Source organism: Leucothrix arctica, assembly GCF_003172895.1.
GTDB lineage: Bacteria > Pseudomonadota > Gammaproteobacteria > Thiotrichales > Thiotrichaceae > Leucothrix > Leucothrix arctica.
Genome location: NZ_QGKL01000010.1, coordinates 12,470 through 33,041, shown reverse-complemented (window position 1 = coordinate 33,041; position 20,572 = coordinate 12,470). Strand labels below are relative to the sequence as shown.

The window sequence follows — 20,572 nt, the reverse complement described above, 5'->3', positions numbered from 1 at the left end:
CACTATCTTTGCACAGTACCCCAATCGAAGTTAAAAAATCACACATGAAAAATCAAAAAATTCTTCTCAGTTTGATAGCCGTAATTTCGCTGAGTGGCTGTAGTTCGCTCAAAGCAAGGTTTCTTGGAACCTCATTGACTCCGACTGCTTCTACCAAGCCGCTGGAATACAACTTTTCGCAGCCTCGTCGTGGTAGTTTGGACTCTGCTACGTTGACAAAGTTGAACAGCTCTAATGCAAGTAATAGTGCTTACAGGTACTACTCTGCTAATGGTCATGAATGTAGAAACATATCATCTGACTTCAGTCGCACGGCGTGTAAGGTGGATGGGGCTTGGAAGGAAAGTGCGCCAATCTTAGTTGTAAGAATCCCCTAGAGTGGGAGCGTTTCTTAAGGCAATTAGTGTCAAAACTAGGATTATAAATGCGCTGTTTATACACTCGATTCTGACTGAGCATGGCAAAAGTAAAATTGGTTACTTAGCTGCACTTGCTAAACCGCTCTTCCAAATAGTAATGTTGACTACAATGTTTACATTTTTGGGACGAAGTCCTGCAATTGGAGATAATTTAGTCCTTTTTTTAGCAACGGGCATAATTCCTTACAACTTATGCATCGGTCTAACAAATAAAATGCTGCAAATTAACAAATCATCTAGGAATATATTAAACAATACCCTCGCAACACCTTTTGATATTTCGATTGCTTTTCTTCTTTCAGAAACGGTTATTATATTAATCTCTGCAGCAACTATATTAATAGGTCTAGGACATTTTGGTTATTGGGACTACAGAGTAGATTCACTTTTAGGAATACTACTCATCACAATCACATCTATCATACTCGGCTATGGTGTCGGCCTTCTAAATGTATCTGTCTCAGCCATTGTTCCTTCATACGAAAAAGTATGGAAAATATTAAGCATGCCTCTTTTTCTTATGTCTGGTGTTTTCTTTGTTGCAGACCAAAGATTCCCTGCGGAAGTTATAGCAATACTAAAATATAACCCCCTCCTGCATATAATAGAGTCTATGAGGGACAGCTTCTACCGATCATGGGAAAGCACATTATTTGATATGGGCTACCTGTTAACATTTACTACCATCGCACTCCTCACAGGGTTATTGATGCAGAAACTAACTCAAAAAAGGCAACGAGTATGAAGCTTGAGTTTCTTAATGTTTCAAAAATTCACAATCGTAAACGACAAACTTACGACCTTAACGAAGTATGCACTTCATTTGTAGAACAAAAGAGTGTCGCTATTTTGTCTGTGTATGAAAGGTCCTCTAAGTCCCTTTTAAAACTAATATCAGGTATTGAACAGCCCACAAGGGGAAGTATCATAAGAGAAGGAATCTTTACAAGCCTAATTGGCGACTCAAGCTATTTTCATAGGGAAATGAGCGGCGAGGAGAATATAAGATTTATCTGCAAGCTTTATGGACAAGAAACCAACAAAGTTATCCATGAAATTAAAGAGTTTGCCGAAATAAAAAAAGAACTGAAACAGAAAGCAAAAAGTTACACTCCAGTACTAAGACGAAAAATTGCTATCTCTACTTCGTTACTGATGAAAAGTGATATTTATCAACTCAATGGTGGACTGCATCATCCACAGCCAAAATTTAATAACAAAATCCAAAGTAAACTTATGGAACTCACCACTCAATCAACCATAGTTGTCACCGCTGGAAACCCTGATATCTTGAAAAAATACGCCAGTTGTTCTGTGGTAATTGACCATGAGGGCCGCCTACAAAGCTTTAACGATGTGCAGTCTGGCATAGAAGCATTAAAAGTATTAAAAAAGGACTCTTAATAATATGCTGTCGAACAAGTTTACTTTTTTTCTATTTGTAATAATTCCTACAATCATTGCAGGTATATATTACTCAAACTATGCCAGTGATAAATACATTTCAGAATCAAGATATATCATCCAAGGAAATAAACAAGGTACAACCGATGTGCTTGGTATGGTCACCGGATTGACAGGAATGGCTGCATCAACCCCCGACTCACTTGCCGTACTCAACTACAGTGTCTCACATGACTTTCTAAGCAAAGTGCTGCCAAATATTGACATTATGAAACACTACGGCAGCCCAGAGTATGATTGGTGGGCAAGAATCCCAGCTGATGCGACCCAAGAAGACCTACTCGACTACTGGGATAATGAAATTATTAACATTTCCTACGACAGTGCTTCCGGTATATCTAAACTAGAAGTTACCGCTTTTGACTCAAAAGTAGCAAAACAGATTTCAAGCCTTGTATTACGAATCAACGAGCGTTTTATCAACAACTTATCTTCAGAAGCGCGCTCTGACGCATTAGTCTTCGCTCAGGATGAAGTCATTAAGGCAGAAACAGACCTACTCTCTATTCGCTCTAGACTGGCACGCTTCAATGAGAAAGAAAAAGTCATCAGCGCAGAACAAGCCGCTCAAGCAGAGCAAGGCATAGTCGCAACCCTAAAACAACAGGTCGCAACTAAAGAAGCCGAACTAAAAAGCCTTAGTACATACATGCAAAGTAACTCTCTCAAAGTCAGGTTTCTTGTCAACGAAATCAACTCACTAAAAAAGCAAACACTTGCGCAGCAAGCTAAATGGGCAGACCCTGCAACAGGAAAAACGGTCACCCAAGTAGTATTGGATACCGAACAATTAACCTCTGAGCTAGCCTTTGCTGAAAAGCTATATCTGACAGCTATTTCAAGCCTAAAACAGGCCCAAATAGATGCAAGCCAAAAACAACGATACTTAGACATTATTGTCCCACCACACTTGACCGACGAATCATTAGAGCCAGAGCGCATCTACTCAACATTTAGCGTATTCTTAGCGAGCATAATGCTATGGGGAATATTCGCGCTACTTATTTCTGCCATCAAAGATAACTTAGGCTGGGCATAAACATGAAAAACAAACTGCTACACAAAAGCATTATCACTCTTATACTTGCCAGCTTAACTGTGCTCTCGGCAATATCATCTGCAGCCACCTCAACGGATATAGATGCAACGACCACCGCCTTTGACGAAGGAATTCCAAGCAGAACACGTGTAAATACATCACAACCTTTTGGTTCAAGCTTATTTTCTGGGAACTTTTCAGCTCAGCAAAATACAGGGTTAGACCCAAACTACATCATCACACCCGGTGATACCGTATCACTTCATATTTGGGGGGCAATACAAGCTGACGAAACCACCTCAGTCGATGCACAAGGTAATATATTCTTACCTGAAATAGGCGCGGTAAAGGTTGCTGGCAGTCCTGCAAGCGCTTTACCGAATCTCGTTCGTGGTAAACTTCGAGGGGTCTATAAAGATGGTGTTGATGTTTATGTAAACCTTGTTACTGCAACTCCAATTAACGTCTTTGTTACTGGCTACGTTAAAAAACCAGGCCAATACTCTGGCATGCAAACAGATAGCGTTTTATCATTTTTACATAAATCAGGTGGAATTCTACAGAATCAGGGTAGCTACCGTGATATTCGCATAATGAGACAAGGCAAAACCATTGGTAATGTCGACCTGTACGCATTTTTACGATGGGGACAACTTCCACGCCTAAGCTTTAAAAGTGGCGATACCATTTTAGTCAACACTCAAAAATCTACCATTAATGTTATGGGCGACGCACGAGGAAACTATAGCTTTGAACTCAAGCAACCTAATGGACTTGGTCGAGAACTAATGACCATGGCACGACCTAACCCAAGTGTTACCAATGTAGCATTGACTGGCTCGCGAAACCGTGTGCCTTGGTCTGTTTACCTTGGTTTAGGTAAGTTTTCTAGTACTGTCTTAAGGGATGGTGACACTGTGCGCTTCACTACTGATGCAACTCCTAGCACAATGGATATATCCGTAGAAGGTAGTCATCTTGGTAATTCCTTTTTTGCAGCAAAAAAAGGAACTCGACTACAGGAGTTACTAGACTATATAGCAATATCGCCAGATGAAGCAGACATCAACAACATCTATATAAAACGAAAAAGTGTAGCGCTTCGCCAAAAGAAGAATTTAAATGACACTATTGATCGACTCGAACGCAGCGTATTAACATCCCCTGCAAAGTCAGATAGCGAAGCAAGCATCAGACAACAAGAAGCCTCATTACTCTCTGCGTTTATTAAGAATGCTCGTAAAGTAGAACCAGATGGTCGAGTTGTTGTTAGTGAAAACGGAGTAGTTGCCAACATTCGACTTGAAGATGGCGATATTATTGTTATCCCATTCCGTAGTGATGTAATTACGATTAGCGGCGAAGTGAATATTCCACAAGCATTAGTTTATGCACAAAATGCAGCGGTTTCAGATTATATTGCTAGATCAGGTGGCTATACAGAGCGGGCTGAGAAGCAGAAGATTATCATCCGAAAACCAAATGGACAGGTACTTATCTCAACAAATACTGTGCTTCAACCTGGTGATGAAATTTTGATTTACCCTAAAGTCGACACTAAGAACCTACAATTTACCAAAGATATTGTGACGATTATTTTTCAAATAGCCGCAGCAAGTGCAGCAATTGGGATAATATAGAGCTACTGTGAAGAAGTCCCTACTTAGAAGAATTAATTATCACTACAATGCAACCAATGCACTAACACCAGCATCAGGCATTTCGCATTATACTAAATCAGATAATGCGTTTGATTGGTCAATTAGCTCCCTACCCGCTATTCTAAAACTAGAGAAGCACCCCTTGCTTGCTGGCTGGTATATGATCGAAATCATCATAGCAGCTAGTGAGCAGTACTTGGATTGTAAACTAAAAGTTGATTATGACGATGGGTCTTTTCGTACACATACGTTTATGGTGATCAACCAGCATATAATGAAGCGGGTCTTATTACTTAAGCGCGGCTTTAAACATATAACGCTTATCCCTTCTGAAAAGGCTGTATCGTTTAGCATGAGAAAAATGAGCTTTGTAAAATTAACAACAGGCGCAGCTTACAAGTTCATGCATAAAAAATTGCTGACGTATAAACCAAATCATGATTTTAAAACCTCGCTTCATTTATGGCGTCATTATGAACTTCTCTATAATCGGCAGCACAAATCAGAAACTGACTATCAGGACTGGATTAACCGACGAGAGTTTAATCAATTAAAAAGAGCGCTTCATTTAACGCAAACAGATAGCTTTTGTTTTGTTATCGATGCAACACACAGCGCGGATCTCGATGCAATCTCTCAAAGTTTAGACAGTATTCGCTGTCAAACTTATACGCTCTGGCAGGCCATAGTAATTGCCCCATTTAGGGATATTGAGTTAGCCGAAAGCGTGCTCATGACAAGTGTTCATGCTTCATCAGAAAACGTTACAATCATCAGTAAACCACTTCACATCAACTCATTATTTGAGACGTTGTTGAATACATCCCATGCAAAATATTTCATTACCGCTGAACCAGGTACGATTTTTTCACCTCATGCCTTATCAGCCTTCGCACGATACCAAAACGAACACCCCGATAACACAATTAGCTATTCGGATCATGATGCTATTAACGGTCAAGGAGAGCGCTACTCCCCTTTCCTGAAACCGGATTGGAATCCAGACTTGATGCTTTCTACAAATTACATAGGAAGCACTATTGCCTTTAACAGGCAACTTTTAACCCATAAAGGGAACAATATACAATTATTTACGAGCCTATTTGCATGGGTATATGAAGTATTGATCAAAGCTGCAATTAAAAACTTAACTCTGCCAGGTCATATACAAGAAATCCTATATCATTCGCCTAGCCATAGCATAACTGTTTCCCCACTAAAATCACAAAATCAATTAAAAATACTAAATCAGTCCTTAGCTTTTCATGGTACCAAAGCAACGAAAACTAGTAATGACGGTGTGTTTAAAATAGAGTGGCCATTACCAAATAATTTACCATTGATCAGTATTATCATTCCAACTAAAGACAATCTACCAACACTCATGCGTGCTATAGAAAGCATCATAAGTTATACAGCCTATACCAATTACGAAATCCTTATTGTTAACAACCAAAGTCAAGCCCCTCAGACTTTAAACTACTATAAAAGTATTGAACTAGACCACAGAGTCAGTGTATTAAGCTATGATAAGCCCTTCAATTATTCAGCTATTAATAATTATGCAGTACAACACACCAAGGGATCTTTTATACTATTATTAAACGATGATGTTGAAGTTATTAATAAGCAATGGCTTGGTGAGTTACTTCGCCATGCCCATCGTGAAGATATCGGTTGTGTCGGAGCTAAACTTTTCTACCCCGATGGTAGAATACAGCATGGCGGTGTAATTGTTGGTTTAAGCGGTTGTGCAGGGCATTCACATAAATTTTATCCAAGTGATGACCCAGGTTATATGCAAAGGCTACTCTGCACACAGAACTACAGCGCGGTAACAGCAGCATGTTTACTAGTCAAAAAGGAGCACTACTTAGAGGTAGGCGGACTAAATGAAAAACACCTGAGCGTGGCATTTAATGATGTTGATTTTTGTTTGAAGGTTCAAGCACTGGGCTACAGAAATATTTGGACTCCTTGGGCTAAACTGTACCATTATGAATCACTTTCTAGAGGACAGGACAATACTAAGAAAAAACGCAAACGACTCACTAGTGAAATCCAGTTCATGAAACAGACTTGGAACACAACAGCATATGAAGACCCCCACTATAACAAACGTTTAACAACGCTAAGAGAAGACTTTGGCCTTGGATTCTAGGGGCTTTTTATCATTATGAAAAAAGAAATATTTATCCATATCGGTCCACCAAAAACTGGAACCTCGGCGATTCAAAAGTGGCTAAGTGAACATAGAAAAGAGCTAAAAAAACAAGGCTTATACTACCCTGACCATAGAACTGATGAAAATGGAGTAAGCTCTGGTAATCTTCTCTCTATTTTTAGCCGTAAAGAGGATAATTCACTTTACATCGACACTACTAAAGTCGCCTCATTGCTCAGTTGTTTTTACTCTAATAATAAATACAACAAGTTACTACTGTCATCTGAGTTTTTCTTTATGAGGATGAATGAAGTAAGAGAGGCAATACCTGATGCTATTTTTATAGGTTACTTGCGAAACCCTATAGAAAAAAGAGAGTCACAATACAATCAAGGCGTTAAGAGGGCATTATTTAAACACAAATACCCAAATAAGACACATCATAATGCACAAGACTTATCTATATTAACAAAATACATTAAAAGCCATACTTGCAGTAAATTAATACTACGCCCTTACGGCCCTCAATTTTTTTCTGGAGGAAATATTGCAAGTGACCTGTTAGAAACTATTGATTTAAATAAAACTGAAGCTAAACTACCTAATATTAATAACTCTTATAATCTAGAAGCCTTAGAATTAAAGCGATGGCTTAATAACTTTCCACTAGGAAATATAGCGACAAAAATTGATATCTGTCTACAATCTTTTGACTCAGGAGTAGCAGAATACACTTTAATTAATCCTGAAATTCTAAAAAAACAACTTAAAATAGACTTGAAAGCAATCAGGTTGTTTTTTGAACTAGTAGATACTAATTTTTCAGAGGATTTTATTGGTAATATAATAAACTCTAAAAAACAAAAATTTTACGATCAAGAATTAGAAAGCTCTAAGCTAGTTAATGTAATGCGATACCTAAAGAGAAAATTAGGTAATGAGAGTAAAATACTTTTAAAAATATTAGAGAATGATAAAGAGACTAAAAATGACTACGCTATTATATTTATTGAAATATTAAAAGAAAAAAACACCTACGAACTAATAAAAAAAAACATTTCAATAAAACTTAAAGTTTTTAATTTTTTCCATTAATCTCAAATTATGTAAAAAAGTTTTTTTTCCTAGGGGCAGCTCAACAGAAAATCCTTTACAAGATAAAATATCCTTATCTAGCCGCTTCAAAGCCGCATCATAAAGCACTATATCTTTTTTGATCAATGGATAAAGTTCTTTTCTTGTCTCAGTATCATCAATATTGAAACCATAATTTCTCCTATTAACGTTAGCTATAGGCGCACCATGGAAAGTAAGCTCTAAAGATAGTTTATAACTCACATAAGCTAAAAAGTCATCAAGCCTTTCTAAGGTTCCAACAAACTCAACGCTATCAAGGTTTAGCAAAGCTCTTTTTATATTTTTTTTAGGGCTCATAAAAATTGTTTGGGTATTGTGAAGATAGCTAAACCCGAACTCCTCCAACCAACTAATAAAACTTCTGATATCACCTGCAATACTAAAATCGAACTCCTTCATTTTAACTGCAATTTTTTGTATATTTTCAGGGTGTTTTTGAAAATTCTCACGCTGATCTTCATCAGCTAACCGTCTAATCCAACACATGTGGGAAACTACAAAACTATACGGCTCTCTAAATGTCACCATTTTTCTCCAGGATGGATCTAAAAGTGAACTAACAGCAGGAAAGGTTAAATGCCCAGAAATAAAATCATATTTACTAAGATCTAAGTTAGTTTCTTTTTTAAGATCAGCCTCTACATGTACTAACGCAGTCTCCGGGTAAACCTTCATAAAATACTGATTAACAGAAGTACCTCCAGTTTTAGGAGTATGAATATAAAATAATCTTGTTTTTGTATTTTTTTTCATGATGGAAAAACCAGGTTAGGAAATCCTTTTCAAATGCTTAGCTATCAAAGAAGGATTATAATCAGTATTTCTAACAATGACATCTTCAAAACCAACCATATCAATACCAAGTGGATTATCCCTTAAAACTTCAACTTTTAAAAATGGAAAGTTGTTTTCTAGTAACTTATCCCAATAATACTGCAAGCAATTGAGATAAGACTGATCTGCTGCAGTGTAATAAGTGCCAACATTCAGACCTTCGGAGCTTATTAGTCGCGCTGAATAAGCTACTTCACAATTTTTAATTAGCGACTGCTTATCATCAAATATTTGAAATCCAGCCCAAAACTCTTGGAAGACCTTAGAGGAGAATGCTTTGCTACTATACTGTATAAAGTAACTCTGTAAATGGTAACCAAGCTCCTGACTATCTGTCATAGACCAGACATCATAAACACCCTGTTCCATCTTATTTACAATTAAATCTAATTGCTGCATTGGACCATAAACACTATCGTTACAAAGCAACAAAAAATCATAACTATTTAACTTATTAAAAACATAATCTAAACCAGTTTTCCAAGCACCAAAGTCATGACCTTCATTAACCTTTACGACATATGAAACACACAATGAGGAAATCTTCTTTAGCTCTCGAGCGCTAATTTTTTCACAGGTTGTTACAAAAACTACATCATAAAGCTTACTTAATTTTTCTAAGTAAAACAGGACATACTTATCAATCTTATGATCTTTATCATAGTGAGAGAATATACATAGGCGTCTGTGATTAGCTTCACCCAAACCAGAAAATTTAATAACTTTTTCTACATAAGGCCTTCCCACATATGCCCTATAAAGGCGACTTACAGATGGCGAAATTCGAAAACCTCCACCAACAACTCCTAAGTTTGGGTTGTAACAACTATCATAAGTATCAAACTGCATACTATGCGAATCTAAAAGTTTTCTTGCCTCACAAGCATTTCGCTCTAAACAATCAATAGAACTTAACTCAGACTTAATCTGCTGAGGTTTACATTGGATTGCCTTAGCAAATGGTGTAAAAACATTATTAACCCCCGTTGCTTTAACCTTCAAACAAAAATCCACATCTCTATACAAGCTAATAGAGAATTCATTACTAAACCCACCAATAATTTTAAATAAGTCACTTTTAACCATTAAAAAATCTGCTGTTATAGCGCTGTAATTACAGACCCCACAAAGATTTTGGTAATTACTTATTAAGCGCTCCGCCACCCCTGAAGATACAGAAAGAACTAAATCTTGAGCCTCTTTATCCAGTATATAACCTGCATGACTGATTACACCAGTGTCGCTAAGAATTGTAGTACTGACGCAGCCTACTGAGCCCCTTTGAGCATGTATCAACATCTCTTCAACCCATTGTGGGGTAATCACCTCAACCTTGCTATCCACAAATACTAGAAACTCACCACGACTAAACTCAAAGGCAGCAATATTATTTAAACATGAATTATTTAAAGGCTTATCTAGCCTGTATAACTGCACTCTTTCGTCCAGAGATTCTATGCACAATGCTTCATCAGTAGTTACCTCATTGTTACTGCTTTCTAAAACGCCTATTATTTCAATTTGTTTATACGTTGTTATTTCCAGAATAGCTTCAATGCATTTCCTAAAGAGCTCCAACTTATCATTCAGTACAATAACGATGCTTACTAAGGGCTTATAAGCAATACAATACCTAACATTGTACACACCTGGGATAATACCATTCTCAACTTCACCAAAAATTCTTCGACGCTTTAACGCATTTTCTAAGGCTATTACTCCGCTTATCTTATTATCTAGGGTATTATTTGATTGTCTCGAAGAAGTAAATCTCGAGTGGTATAAAACTTTTGGTATATGCTGAACTTTGTCCGTTAACTCATGAATCTTTAGAAATAAATCATAATTTTCCGCACCTGGTAATTCAACCGACCACCCTTTAGCCTCATTAACTAAAGATCTCTTAATAATAAATAACTGACCAATAAAGTTGTAACTCATTAGCCTATCAAGCGTAAAATCTGGTTTGAAAACAGGCTCAATATATTGGCTTTCGTCTCTAAAGCGATCCTCATCACTAAATATAAATTCAGCACCTTTATTGATTAACTTTACAACTTCAAACAATGCATCTGGGGTCAACTCATCTTTGCTATCCATAACAGTGACATAATCACCTTCTGAAAGTAATAAAGCTTCATTTAGTGAATTTGGTAAATCAAGCATAGCCTCTGAAGGTAACACTTTTACTTTTACAGGGTAAACAGAAGCAAGGGAAGTAAACACAGGTGCCTTCGCAGTCTCATCGCAAGCGATGCAAATCTCCCAATTGGTGTACCATTGGCTATTTATAGAAGCAACAGCGTGGTCAAGCCATCGGAAGCCCCCCCCCCAAGGTATTAATATGGATATTAATGGCTTAAATGGAAAGCTAGTTAAAAGGTATCTAGACTCAGGGTTAAATCTAGGCTTATGGTAAAGATAGCCTCCATAGGGCTGAATCACGCGCTCTCCTCTCACCGCTTGGGGTAGGCCTACACAAAGAAAGTGCTCAAAAGGAGAAGTTAAACTGCCATCTCTTAAATATTGGTCAAGCTCAGGGAACTGCATCAAATACTCAGGCTCAGAAAGTCTTCCTATAACAGGACTAACCGGACGACCTAACTTTTGAGCTTCAAAAATACCGTATTTTGTAAAGTGCTCCCAAGCACTTGTGATTTTTTTTTCTCGTAATGCAAGCTGAATATCTGAGTTCGCTAACAGATAGCTTTCCTCGTCAAAATGCTGCTCAATGCATTTGGCAACTATCTGAGACTTCATTAGCGGGAAATATCCGATAATTACTAGCTGACCGCTCTTGTATTGACTATAACCGAACTCAATAAAGTGCTCGTAAGCTTTATCGGAAGAAGAGAGGAAAGGAAAGGATGGGTTGTATTTCCTATACACATTTGCATCAAAATATGGAAAACCCTCACCTATTAACCTCTTTCCATCCTTAACTTCCCAAAAACCAACATGATGAAAGTGCTCCACCGCGCTTTTATATCTGCCTTTTTCAACTAGACTAACTATATCCAGATTTGCTTTAGAGTAGCTCTCCTCATCAAATGTAGATAAGAAAGCATCTGATAATTCAACGGGAGGCCTTGTCTCTGTTATAGGAGTTATTTTTCCCAGAAAATTGATAAAAAATTGCTTTATCAGTTGCAGCCCCCTTCTTTACAGGTAGTAGTCACTCACTTGTATTTAGGAATTAAGAAGAGCCATGAGGTACTTCCCGTATTGACTTTTACTAAGGCCGCTTGCAATTTTTAACAACTGATCGTCATCAATCCACTTTGAACGCCAAGCAATCTCTACAGGTGATGCTATCTTCAGCCCCTGACGCTTCTCTACAGTTTCAATAAACTGCCCAGCCTCTAATAATGACTCATGCGTGCCAGTATCAAGCCATGCAGTTCCTCGGCCAAGATTGGTAACTTTAAGACTACCTTGTCTTAGATAAGCTAAATTAACATCTGTAATTTCTAACTCACCACGAGGAGACGGTCTTACACTCTCAGCTATATCAACAATCTGATTGTCATAAAAATACAGTCCGGTAATTGCGTAGTTTGACTTTGGCTGAGATGGCTTCTCCTCGATACTGATGGCTTTACCGGCATCATCAAACTCGACGACACCATAGCGCTCAGGATCGTGTACATGGTAAGCAAAAACATTTGCTCCAGATTCTAAATTGGCCGCAGATTTTAATGAATTTGCAAGGTCATGTCCCCAAAAAATATTATCTCCCAGTACTAAGGCACATGAATCATCCCCAATAAAATTTTTTCCTAAAATAAAAGCTTGTGCTAAACCATCAGGAGTTGGTTGAGATACATAGTTAAGGTTTATTCCCCATTTGCTACCATCACCTAGTAGTTTTTGAAATAAGCCCGCGTCTTGAGGGGTCGTAATAATTAAAATATCTTTTATTCCAGCAAGCATTAATGTACTTAATGGGTAAAAAATCATTGGTTTATCATATACCGGCAGTAACTGCTTACAAACAACTTGAGTCAGTGGGTAGAGTCTTGTTCCAGATCCCCCAGCAAGAATTATACCTTTCATCTATAAAACCTTTAACACTAATTAAAACAAATGTAACTAAAAAATAAAAAATGATAATTTACCTCTAATATATCAGAGACATATTTCCAAAATATTCTAGAACTACTACGGGTATTTCCAACCTGTTAACCTGGCTAACATCTAAATTATTATTTTTCACAATAGTACTTCATTTGAAATACCAATGCATCAAGAGTACTAAAAAAATTATAGATCTATTGTGTCTACGCAGAAGATCATACTGAAATGAACTCAAATACTTCTTAGTCTAGATCAAGTTTTATATCTATTATACCGACAAAAGTGAACTTATCTTGAATTAATAAATAAAAACCCATATTAATAAACATTGTAATGTTTCATTAAAAGTATGAGTTATAATTTTTGCAATGAATAAAAGTTTTGGATAAAAAAATATTACTTAAAGTCTAGATATTTATTAACTTAAAGTACTCTAGCTAATGCTAATCGTTCATCAATAAATTTTTTCTTCGACTGAGTATGAAATAACAGGCCCCATAGAACGCCATAAATTGTTGGTTGTAGACCGACATTTAAATCTACTAATGATTGTGCCTCAACACTTGTTACATCTAGATAGTAATCTTCATTAGATAATAATTTACTTGTACTTTTGTATCCAAGTAACTTATGTTCAGGAGAAAACTTTGAATAAGACAAATGTCTTTGAGCAATAACTTCTTGGGTGTATGCTTCCCATAATAAAACTCTGATTTTACCCTTACTACCCTTGATTATATCGTATAACCTATCACACCTTTTCAAATAAACTTCGTCATTGCTATTGATATTTCTAATGTTTGAAATAAAAATTATTTTTTTACTTGTTGTATTATTAAAAGATTTCAATTCTGAAAGCGTTACTTGTGGTATTTTATCTCCGGAAAAAATACCATAGTCGATATATTTATTCAAATTCCTAACGAAACTTGAGTCACCGCAGAATACGAAATTTTCTTCATCGAGGTATTTTTTAATGTTAATTGCTTTATTATAATTATACCTTTCGCCAAAAATACTATTGTATAAAAAGAAATAACCTTGAAGTGAAGGGTGGTTAGAAGAGTCAATATAGAAGTTCGTCATATCTACACCAACTAGTGAAATTACATTCTTTGAAAATTTATTTTCTATATCCAGCAAATTCCAAACAGGGTGCTCATAACAGCCATTAGATAGATAATTTCCCGCTAATTTATTATTAAACTCTCTTAAAGCCACATCCCAAAAAATAAAACTTATTTTCTCCTCATGCTCTGAATTTAAAACACGAGTACACTCACTCATAACTTTATTGTACAAAGTGACATCGTTATTAAGGTTGATTAGAGCACGATCTATACCAAACTGGTTTCTTTTAAGTGATGAATCAGTCAAGTATTTATTGCCAAACCTAAAATCTCCTACTATATATATTATTCGACTATATTCAGAAAATTTTTCTTCTTTTGATTTATTAAAGTCACTCCAGATTGGATTACCTCCACGACCATGAAAGTCTACACCTTCAAGTTTCTTTAGTACACCAGTCTCTATTCCTTGTATCCATCTCATTATATGAGATGGACCTAATATTAAAGTTTTCTCTGCCATAGTGCCTCCGCAAAGTCAAAATCATCCGGCCAATCAATATCTACTGACTTTACTTTCTCCTGCTCAATTAGCTTGGGTGAGTCACCAATTCGATCATTGAAAGTCAAATAGTTTTCAACTGATGAGATAAATGCCCCACTATCAATCTCATAAAGGGGATCAATATTTTGTGTCATTGGCCATTTAAGCTCATCACGATTATAGCTAATTGGGCCACTCTGGCTCCAGATAAACCCTTGTACCTTTAAAACTGTCATTAAAGAATCATAGCCTTGTTTCAGGCTTTCATCGTACTGCTCTATCAACTTCGTGTAATCATTTTCATTCATAAAAGGAGAAGTGACATGAGTCCAAAGTATATGACCTTGGTCAATTAAAGTTGGTACATATCGAATCAATTCATCAGTGGTAGTGCTATTACTACCCAAGTGATCAGCTCTTTCATCAATTGTAATTTTCGAGTGGTTCAATGACTCTGTAAACGATAGTACTCGATCATCATTTGATGAAACAACAATATTATCTATTCTTTTACAAGCGATCAGTTGTTGAAGTTTAATTTTTAGTAACCCACCATCAATACCTGCAAACGGCTTAATATTCTTATCGGGAATACGTTGACTCCCTTTGCGGCAAGGTAAAAAGGCAGTAATCATGTTAGCTCCGTCCATGTTTTAATAACATTGAATCCATTAGCCTTAGCCTCTAAGTTCAACTTTTCAGGAATATTGGAATAAGGGGTGTACCCGATAAAATCGATATCATTTTTAAGTGAAGCATCTAAGTCCGATATCGCATCACCAATCATGACGGCATTTAACGTGCTTTCTAAAGTTAGAATATGCATAATATTTTCTGCTTTTGCGGTTGGAGAACCAAAAATACCCTCAAAGTGTTTAGCTAAACCACGCTCATCAAACACTTCTCTTAATTCATCTTGAGCTGACCCACTTGCAATATACTTACGCCCTTCTAATTTAGATAACATTTCAAAGAAGTAAGGTGTGACCGCTGCCGATTGATACAGAGATTTACATTGCTTAGAGAAATTTTCAATTAAACTTTCTTCAAGCATTAACTTATCAGTAGTGTCACTTAACTGTAAATACTGCTCTATAAATACTTTGACATGGTGAAAACGAGATTTTCCAAAATTTTCGCGAAAATATTGGATACATTTTGATACTTCTGCATTACCAAAACCTAATTCGTGCAGCGTTTTTTCCATTGCATCTATTTTGAGTTGATTAGAGTCCAAAATGACGCCATCACAATCAAAAATATATACTTGATAATCATCAATTAATGGCATAAATAGAGCCCTTCGCCACGGGGTAAGAAGAAGGCGTTAGTGCAGTTAATGGAGGCGCTGCATTGGTATTATTATATTGACTAAAGATACTTAACATACCTTGTTGGCGGGAGTCATTATTCTCATAGCCTTCAAACCCCACTAAACTAACAAAGGCAGGCTTACTTACTAAAAGCACACCTAATAAGTAAGCACTAGTGTAGTCATACTTAGTATCAACAAAAGATGATGTAATACTTAGTTGCGCTGCATCGTTATTAAAACCAAAGTCTATATATTTTACACCTGCTAACTTCGCAACTTCATCTTTGGAGAACCGGTGCTTAGGTAAAATAATTGGCTTATTTAGAGACTGATATTTTTGAGCATCAATTAAAAATTTCACATTATGAGAAATTATATAATAATCAATCAAGCTGGCATCAATGAATTCATTGATGTTAACAGAAATCACAATCGGTTGCTTTTCTTTAATGTAGGTCTCAATAGCAGACTGATAAGTCTTTGTTGAGATAGCATTCGTTATGACTAGCACTTCACACCCTTGGAATAAGTTTACAAGAGCTTCAGAACCAGAGACTTCTTCAATACTTGAGTTAAAGTTCACAGCAGTTTCTAAAATCGCACCATTATAAGAGGTGGTGCCATCTAGTTTACTAAGGTAACTGATTGCTGCAATTACTTCCTCAGTACCGTATTGGTCACTCGATAATAAATTTTGGATATACGTTGGATGCACGTCATGTTGTGCTCCAAGAAAGTATAGTAAATTACTTCCCCAACCATAGTCTTTCTGCATTTCTTCAAAATATCGAATTACTAAGTCATAAACAGGTAATTGATTATAAGCATCCGTTTGAGTTGCTAGAACAGCTAATAATCGTTCCGTTTGTGTATTTCCTGCACCTCTCCCCATTCCAGTAATTGTTGAGTCTAACCATGTCACACCTGATTTTTTTGCGGCAAGGCAATTATCCAAACCTTTGCCCATGTTATCATGTGTATGGATACCTAAAGGCTCACTCCACTCAACACGCAAGGCTGTTATGATCCGGTCTACTTCTACTTGATCCATATTACCCAATGAGTCAGCAAAATAAAGCACATCTAGATTATTTCCCCACGACTTAACAATTCGGGCTTTCTCAGTAATAACCTCAAAGGGCTTTCCGGCTGACTGCATAAGGTTATAACCAACAACATAGCCAAGTGCTTTTAAGCGAGCAACCATCGGACCTGACGCATCAACTTCATGATAATGAGCAGCAATACGAACTAAGCCAATTTTACTTTCATCGCAGGGGACAAATAATACATCAATAGCATCCTCAGAAGATAGCTCAGAGCTTAAAATAGTTTTAGCATCAATCATAACGCCATAAACTGGCCCTTCGGGCAAATGTAGAGTATTCAGGTGTTGCTCAGTTGTATATGCATAAGCCCCCAAAAAGCCACTTCGTGGGAAGTTTCGAAGACCTAGTTCAACGTAATCAATTCCAGCATCTGCTACAGCATTTAAATATGCATCTACAACTTCCTGAGAGAAGTCCCAATTATTGTAATACCCACCATCACGTAATGTGCAATCTAGTAATTTCATAATAATTCCTGATCATATTTGGAAAATCTTTCTGCAAGCGCACCATTAATTGGGACTATTTTTGATAGTTTGTAATAATAAAAAAAATATTCTTTCTTGTATTTTAGTTTTTTACAACAATCTAAAATAATAAAATAAGCTTGAAAATATGGTTTACCTAGCTCTACACTTGCCTGCAAAGTGACAGGAGATAATATAGATAAAACTTTATTATATTTCTTATTTCTAAATAGAATTTTTGAATACATCATTGCATTCTTTCCACAATTAGCATTTAGTAAATAGGAGTCTCTTGCAAACATAAGTGCTTGCTCATGTAATTGTTGCTGACTATAGTAAAGAGCAAGCCTTCTAAAAACATAGCTTTTGACTTCTTTACTTTTAATATTCAAATCAACATTAAGTATCGACTCATAATTTTTTTCAATATCAAACTGATAAAGCGACTCAATGACACAAGGATATTTTAGCAACTCTCCCGTTATAAGGTACTGAAAATCTACTTCCCCACCACCGGAAACTATAGAGCTAATAAAGTAACTTAAACCAAAAATATCATTTATCTCTTTTACAACTACATGTTCTGCATTTATCAAGCTAAATTTAAATAAGTTATCTTGATCTGGAACAAGAGATAAAGAAGAGGAATCAACAATATTATTTTCTCCACAAAAAAAATATATTTTTGAATCAGTGTCTTTAATCAAATCAATATAATCTATTTTAAACTCTAATGTATCTCTGATTTTACACTCTCTTTCAAAAAAGCCACCTCGTATCCCTAACTTTAGTTCCGGAGAAAATGAAAAAACGTAATCAGCATTACATCTAGACCCGTAATATAAAGCACCGCAAGCTCCCATTGAACTTCCGAAAAACACAACGGGCCCCATCTTTCGATATCTTTCTACTAAGTGTTCCAAAGAACTTAATCTACTAATGCCTTCTAGTACATCTCTTAAATACCAATCATTATCTTTAGTATTTATTAATATAACATTCCAGTCTTCAGAAAATATTTTTGACCCAGTAAACTTACCTTCTGGTACATTAGCGCTTGAAAAAACGAATATTGTTTTATTTTTATTTTTATTTACTATTTTTAAGTAATTAGACATTTACTAACCTTCTATTTTTTCGTTAATCAATATTGAAACATCTAAATAAAACCCATGGTACTCTTCCTTGTTTTTACAAACGAATCTTTTTAAAATATCACGATACGTAAATTTATGCTTTGAGCTTATCACAATAGAACTAAAACGCTCTGGTATCTTAGAGTCATGTTGAAGTGCCATCAATGCAACGATGGACAACTTAGATAATCGAAGAAGAACCTCACAGTCTAAATACTGAAATAAAATAAACTTATTACTGGCATTATTAACTGTTAAAATTGAATTACTTGATACATCGAATGCACAAGTAAAAGCAGCAACCGCTCTGGGCTTTTCTTTGTCATATAATATCAACCCTAAATTGATCATACAAAGAGCATGATTCCACCCTATTGCCTCGGATAAAGGAAAATAACATGAATTTCTCCAAAATCTTTGTAGGCATTTCTTTGCCTCTAGAGTACGGCGACTTAGTAAAAGTATTGTTGAAAAAGCGGCACAAGAAGAAACATACCAACGTATGCTTACCGAATCCAGTAAAACCACACTCTTATCATAATCGTTCTTTATTAATAGTATCTCATTAATATAACAGCTACGTAACTTGAAATTTTCTCCAATTCGGTAACTAAGTAGAGTTATTAAGCCACCTAAAAACTTACTATCTCTTGGGAACTTTCTCAATAGGTGTATTAATTGAAAAAAAAGTTCATCTGATTTGAACTCACGAGAAGGTGCTGCAAACAAAACTCTATTTAAATATTTTTCATCGTATAAAAGATTCAAATCAAGCCGGTATTTATCAAAAACATAATCTATTGAAACTGACTGACCTTTTCTAGTCAGATTCACATCTTCGTATATAAAATCATATTGATCAGTGCTAAACGTAACAGAGTTGCTCTCTATTGCAACAGTACTGCCACCAATATTTAAACTACATGGTTCATTGCCATGGCCAGAAAGAGTTAATTCCCCACCCTCTATTGTTACACTTAACACCTATCCCCCCACTTATCATGGCTTATACCAAGTTCTTTATTTCTAACAGAAATATTTGACATTTTTTTGACTGCATACTCACGCCACTCATCAGGCATAACGAAACTTTTTGTCTTATTAATTTTTTTATTTAGCTTTTCTTGATTTGCTGGTATTTCTTCAATCCCTAAAAATTTTTGCACCTCTGCAAGCGTCTTTTCAGGGTGCTCACGAAAATCTTCAAAATATAAGAGCATCAATTCATCATGTTTAAGAGAGTTTTGAAGTAACTCATAGTTATGAGCATACTCAGCATTAACCCAAAAGAAGTGCTGATCCAATAAATGTTTGAAATTTTCAAAGCCCGCTTCAAGAGCGTCATCTTCACGATTCACCCACTTCATGTGAAACTTGTAGTGAGACCATATACGCTCTAAAGGATCACGTAATGTGTAAATTACTTTGATATTATCGGAAACTTTGCGAACATTTTCCCATCCCTCTACTCCCATTTGACAATAAAGGTTTGAAAAGTCAGCACAAAACTTTCTATTTTTATTGAATCGAAATAAATTTTGATACCATTGATTGCAAATATCATCTGGTAGGGCGAATTCAGTGTACCAACTAATTTCTTCTAAATGTTTAGCAATAAATTTAGGGTTGGCATTCGCTGTTTTCTCTAATACGTGCTTTAGTTTAATAATTCTATTGCGATGATTAAGTTGATTTTCAATTCCTACTTTATTTGCGAAGTAATGAATTTCTTTTTCAGGAGTAAAGTGAATCTCTGGGTGTTCCTTTAACTGTTCGTAAAGCCAGGTCGTACCAGCCTTCATGGCACCAACACTTAAAAATAGATTATCAATCTTTTTCACAACTTTTCCTCTTCTTTTATTCAATAATGAGCCTAATTTCTTCAAGATTTGAGCCATTAGACTATATTTAGCACACCGATTAACCTGCCTACATCTTTGTGGTCATTATCTTCAACCAGTCTAAATCAATCTCTCCCCGACATTTTCATTTATTAATACACAAATTATAAATAACTCTCACATGATTTAAAAAATCACAATATTATCGCCAGATATAGTTTCCGATTCATTTATCGTACGCGGCAAGCCCTATCTTATTTACTTGTAAAGTCATAACACCAAGTAAAAAACTAAC

The 20,572-nt window shown here is 36.0% G+C and carries 17 protein-coding genes; 7 read left to right on the top strand and 10 right to left on the bottom strand.

Going from position 1 to position 20,572, the window contains the following annotated elements:
• Positions 1–44 precede the first annotated feature (44 nt).
• Genes DKT75_RS02500 through DKT75_RS02470 form a run of 7 tightly spaced genes read left to right on the top strand, consistent with a single transcriptional unit; the run spans position 45 to position 7,842 of the window.
• The gene (locus DKT75_RS02500; RefSeq protein ID WP_146201309.1) at positions 45–377 is read left to right on the top strand and encodes a hypothetical protein; all 333 of its coding nucleotides are present in this window, start codon (positions 45–47) and stop codon (positions 375–377) included.
• 1 nt (position 378) lies between these two features.
• Positions 379–1,164, top strand: coding sequence for an ABC transporter permease (locus DKT75_RS02495; RefSeq protein WP_109821856.1), 786 nt, complete (start codon positions 379–381; stop codon positions 1,162–1,164).
• Positions 1,161–1,823, top strand: a complete 663-nt coding sequence (locus DKT75_RS02490; protein WP_109821855.1) for an ABC transporter ATP-binding protein — start codon at positions 1,161–1,163, stop codon at positions 1,821–1,823. The genes DKT75_RS02495 and DKT75_RS02490 overlap by 4 nt, the downstream gene beginning before the upstream one ends.
• 4 nt (positions 1,824–1,827) lie before the next feature.
• Positions 1,828–2,922 (top strand): KpsE/RkpR family capsule polysaccharide export protein, encoded by a 1,095-nt coding sequence (locus DKT75_RS02485; protein ID WP_109821854.1) that lies wholly within the window; start codon positions 1,828–1,830, stop codon positions 2,920–2,922.
• Between the two features lie 2 nt (positions 2,923–2,924).
• Positions 2,925–4,562: a polysaccharide biosynthesis/export family protein gene (locus tag DKT75_RS02480; protein WP_245923041.1), complete on the top strand. Its 1,638-nt coding sequence runs from the start codon at positions 2,925–2,927 to the stop codon at positions 4,560–4,562.
• Between the two features lie 7 nt (positions 4,563–4,569).
• Positions 4,570–6,744, top strand: a complete 2,175-nt coding sequence (locus DKT75_RS02475; RefSeq protein ID WP_109821852.1) for a glycosyltransferase family 2 protein — start codon at positions 4,570–4,572, stop codon at positions 6,742–6,744.
• A 15-nt stretch (positions 6,745–6,759) separates the two neighbouring features.
• The gene (locus DKT75_RS02470; RefSeq protein ID WP_109821851.1) at positions 6,760–7,842 is read left to right on the top strand and encodes a hypothetical protein; all 1,083 of its coding nucleotides are present in this window, start codon (positions 6,760–6,762) and stop codon (positions 7,840–7,842) included.
• Here DKT75_RS02470 and DKT75_RS02465 read toward each other — a convergent pair.
• The 10 genes from DKT75_RS02465 to DKT75_RS02420 all read right to left on the bottom strand — a co-directional run bounded on the left by DKT75_RS02465 (position 7,807) and on the right by DKT75_RS02420 (position 20,277).
• Complete coding sequence (locus tag DKT75_RS02465; RefSeq protein ID WP_109821850.1) at positions 7,807–8,637, bottom strand: sulfotransferase family 2 domain-containing protein; 831 nt, start codon at positions 8,635–8,637, stop codon at positions 7,807–7,809. The two genes, DKT75_RS02470 and DKT75_RS02465, sit on opposite strands and share 36 nt — an antisense overlap.
• A gap of 15 nt (positions 8,638–8,652) precedes the next feature.
• Positions 8,653–11,478, bottom strand: a complete 2,826-nt coding sequence (locus DKT75_RS02460) for a rhamnan synthesis F family protein (protein ID WP_109821849.1) — start codon at positions 11,476–11,478, stop codon at positions 8,653–8,655.
• A gap of 429 nt (positions 11,479–11,907) precedes the next feature.
• On the bottom strand, positions 11,908–12,774 hold the full coding sequence (gene rfbA / locus DKT75_RS02455) for a glucose-1-phosphate thymidylyltransferase RfbA (RefSeq protein ID WP_109821848.1): 867 nt from the start codon (positions 12,772–12,774) through the stop codon (positions 11,908–11,910).
• A gap of 444 nt (positions 12,775–13,218) precedes the next feature.
• On the bottom strand, positions 13,219–14,388 hold the full coding sequence (locus DKT75_RS02450; protein ID WP_109821847.1) for a hypothetical protein: 1,170 nt from the start codon (positions 14,386–14,388) through the stop codon (positions 13,219–13,221).
• Positions 14,370–15,044: an acylneuraminate cytidylyltransferase family protein gene (locus DKT75_RS02445; RefSeq protein WP_170310650.1), complete on the bottom strand. Its 675-nt coding sequence runs from the start codon at positions 15,042–15,044 to the stop codon at positions 14,370–14,372. Before DKT75_RS02445 ends, DKT75_RS02450 begins: the two co-directional genes overlap by 19 nt.
• Entirely contained in the window at positions 15,041–15,700 is a 660-nt protein-coding gene (locus tag DKT75_RS02440; RefSeq protein ID WP_109821845.1) for an HAD family hydrolase, read from the bottom strand. The genes DKT75_RS02445 and DKT75_RS02440 overlap by 4 nt, the downstream gene beginning before the upstream one ends.
• The gene (locus DKT75_RS02435) at positions 15,687–17,300 is read right to left on the bottom strand and encodes an aldolase catalytic domain-containing protein (RefSeq protein ID WP_109821844.1); all 1,614 of its coding nucleotides are present in this window, start codon (positions 17,298–17,300) and stop codon (positions 15,687–15,689) included. The genes DKT75_RS02440 and DKT75_RS02435 overlap by 14 nt, the downstream gene beginning before the upstream one ends.
• Complete coding sequence (locus DKT75_RS02430) at positions 17,297–18,418, bottom strand: hypothetical protein (protein WP_109821843.1); 1,122 nt, start codon at positions 18,416–18,418, stop codon at positions 17,297–17,299. The genes DKT75_RS02435 and DKT75_RS02430 overlap by 4 nt, the downstream gene beginning before the upstream one ends.
• Before the next feature lie 3 nt (positions 18,419–18,421).
• Positions 18,422–19,420 carry a hypothetical protein gene (locus tag DKT75_RS02425; RefSeq protein WP_109821842.1) on the bottom strand — a complete coding sequence of 333 codons (999 nt, stop codon included), beginning with the start codon at positions 19,418–19,420 and terminating at the stop codon, positions 18,422–18,424.
• Positions 19,414–20,277: a sulfotransferase gene (locus DKT75_RS02420; protein ID WP_158278783.1), complete on the bottom strand. Its 864-nt coding sequence runs from the start codon at positions 20,275–20,277 to the stop codon at positions 19,414–19,416. The genes DKT75_RS02425 and DKT75_RS02420 overlap by 7 nt, the downstream gene beginning before the upstream one ends.
• Positions 20,278–20,572 lie beyond the last annotated feature (295 nt).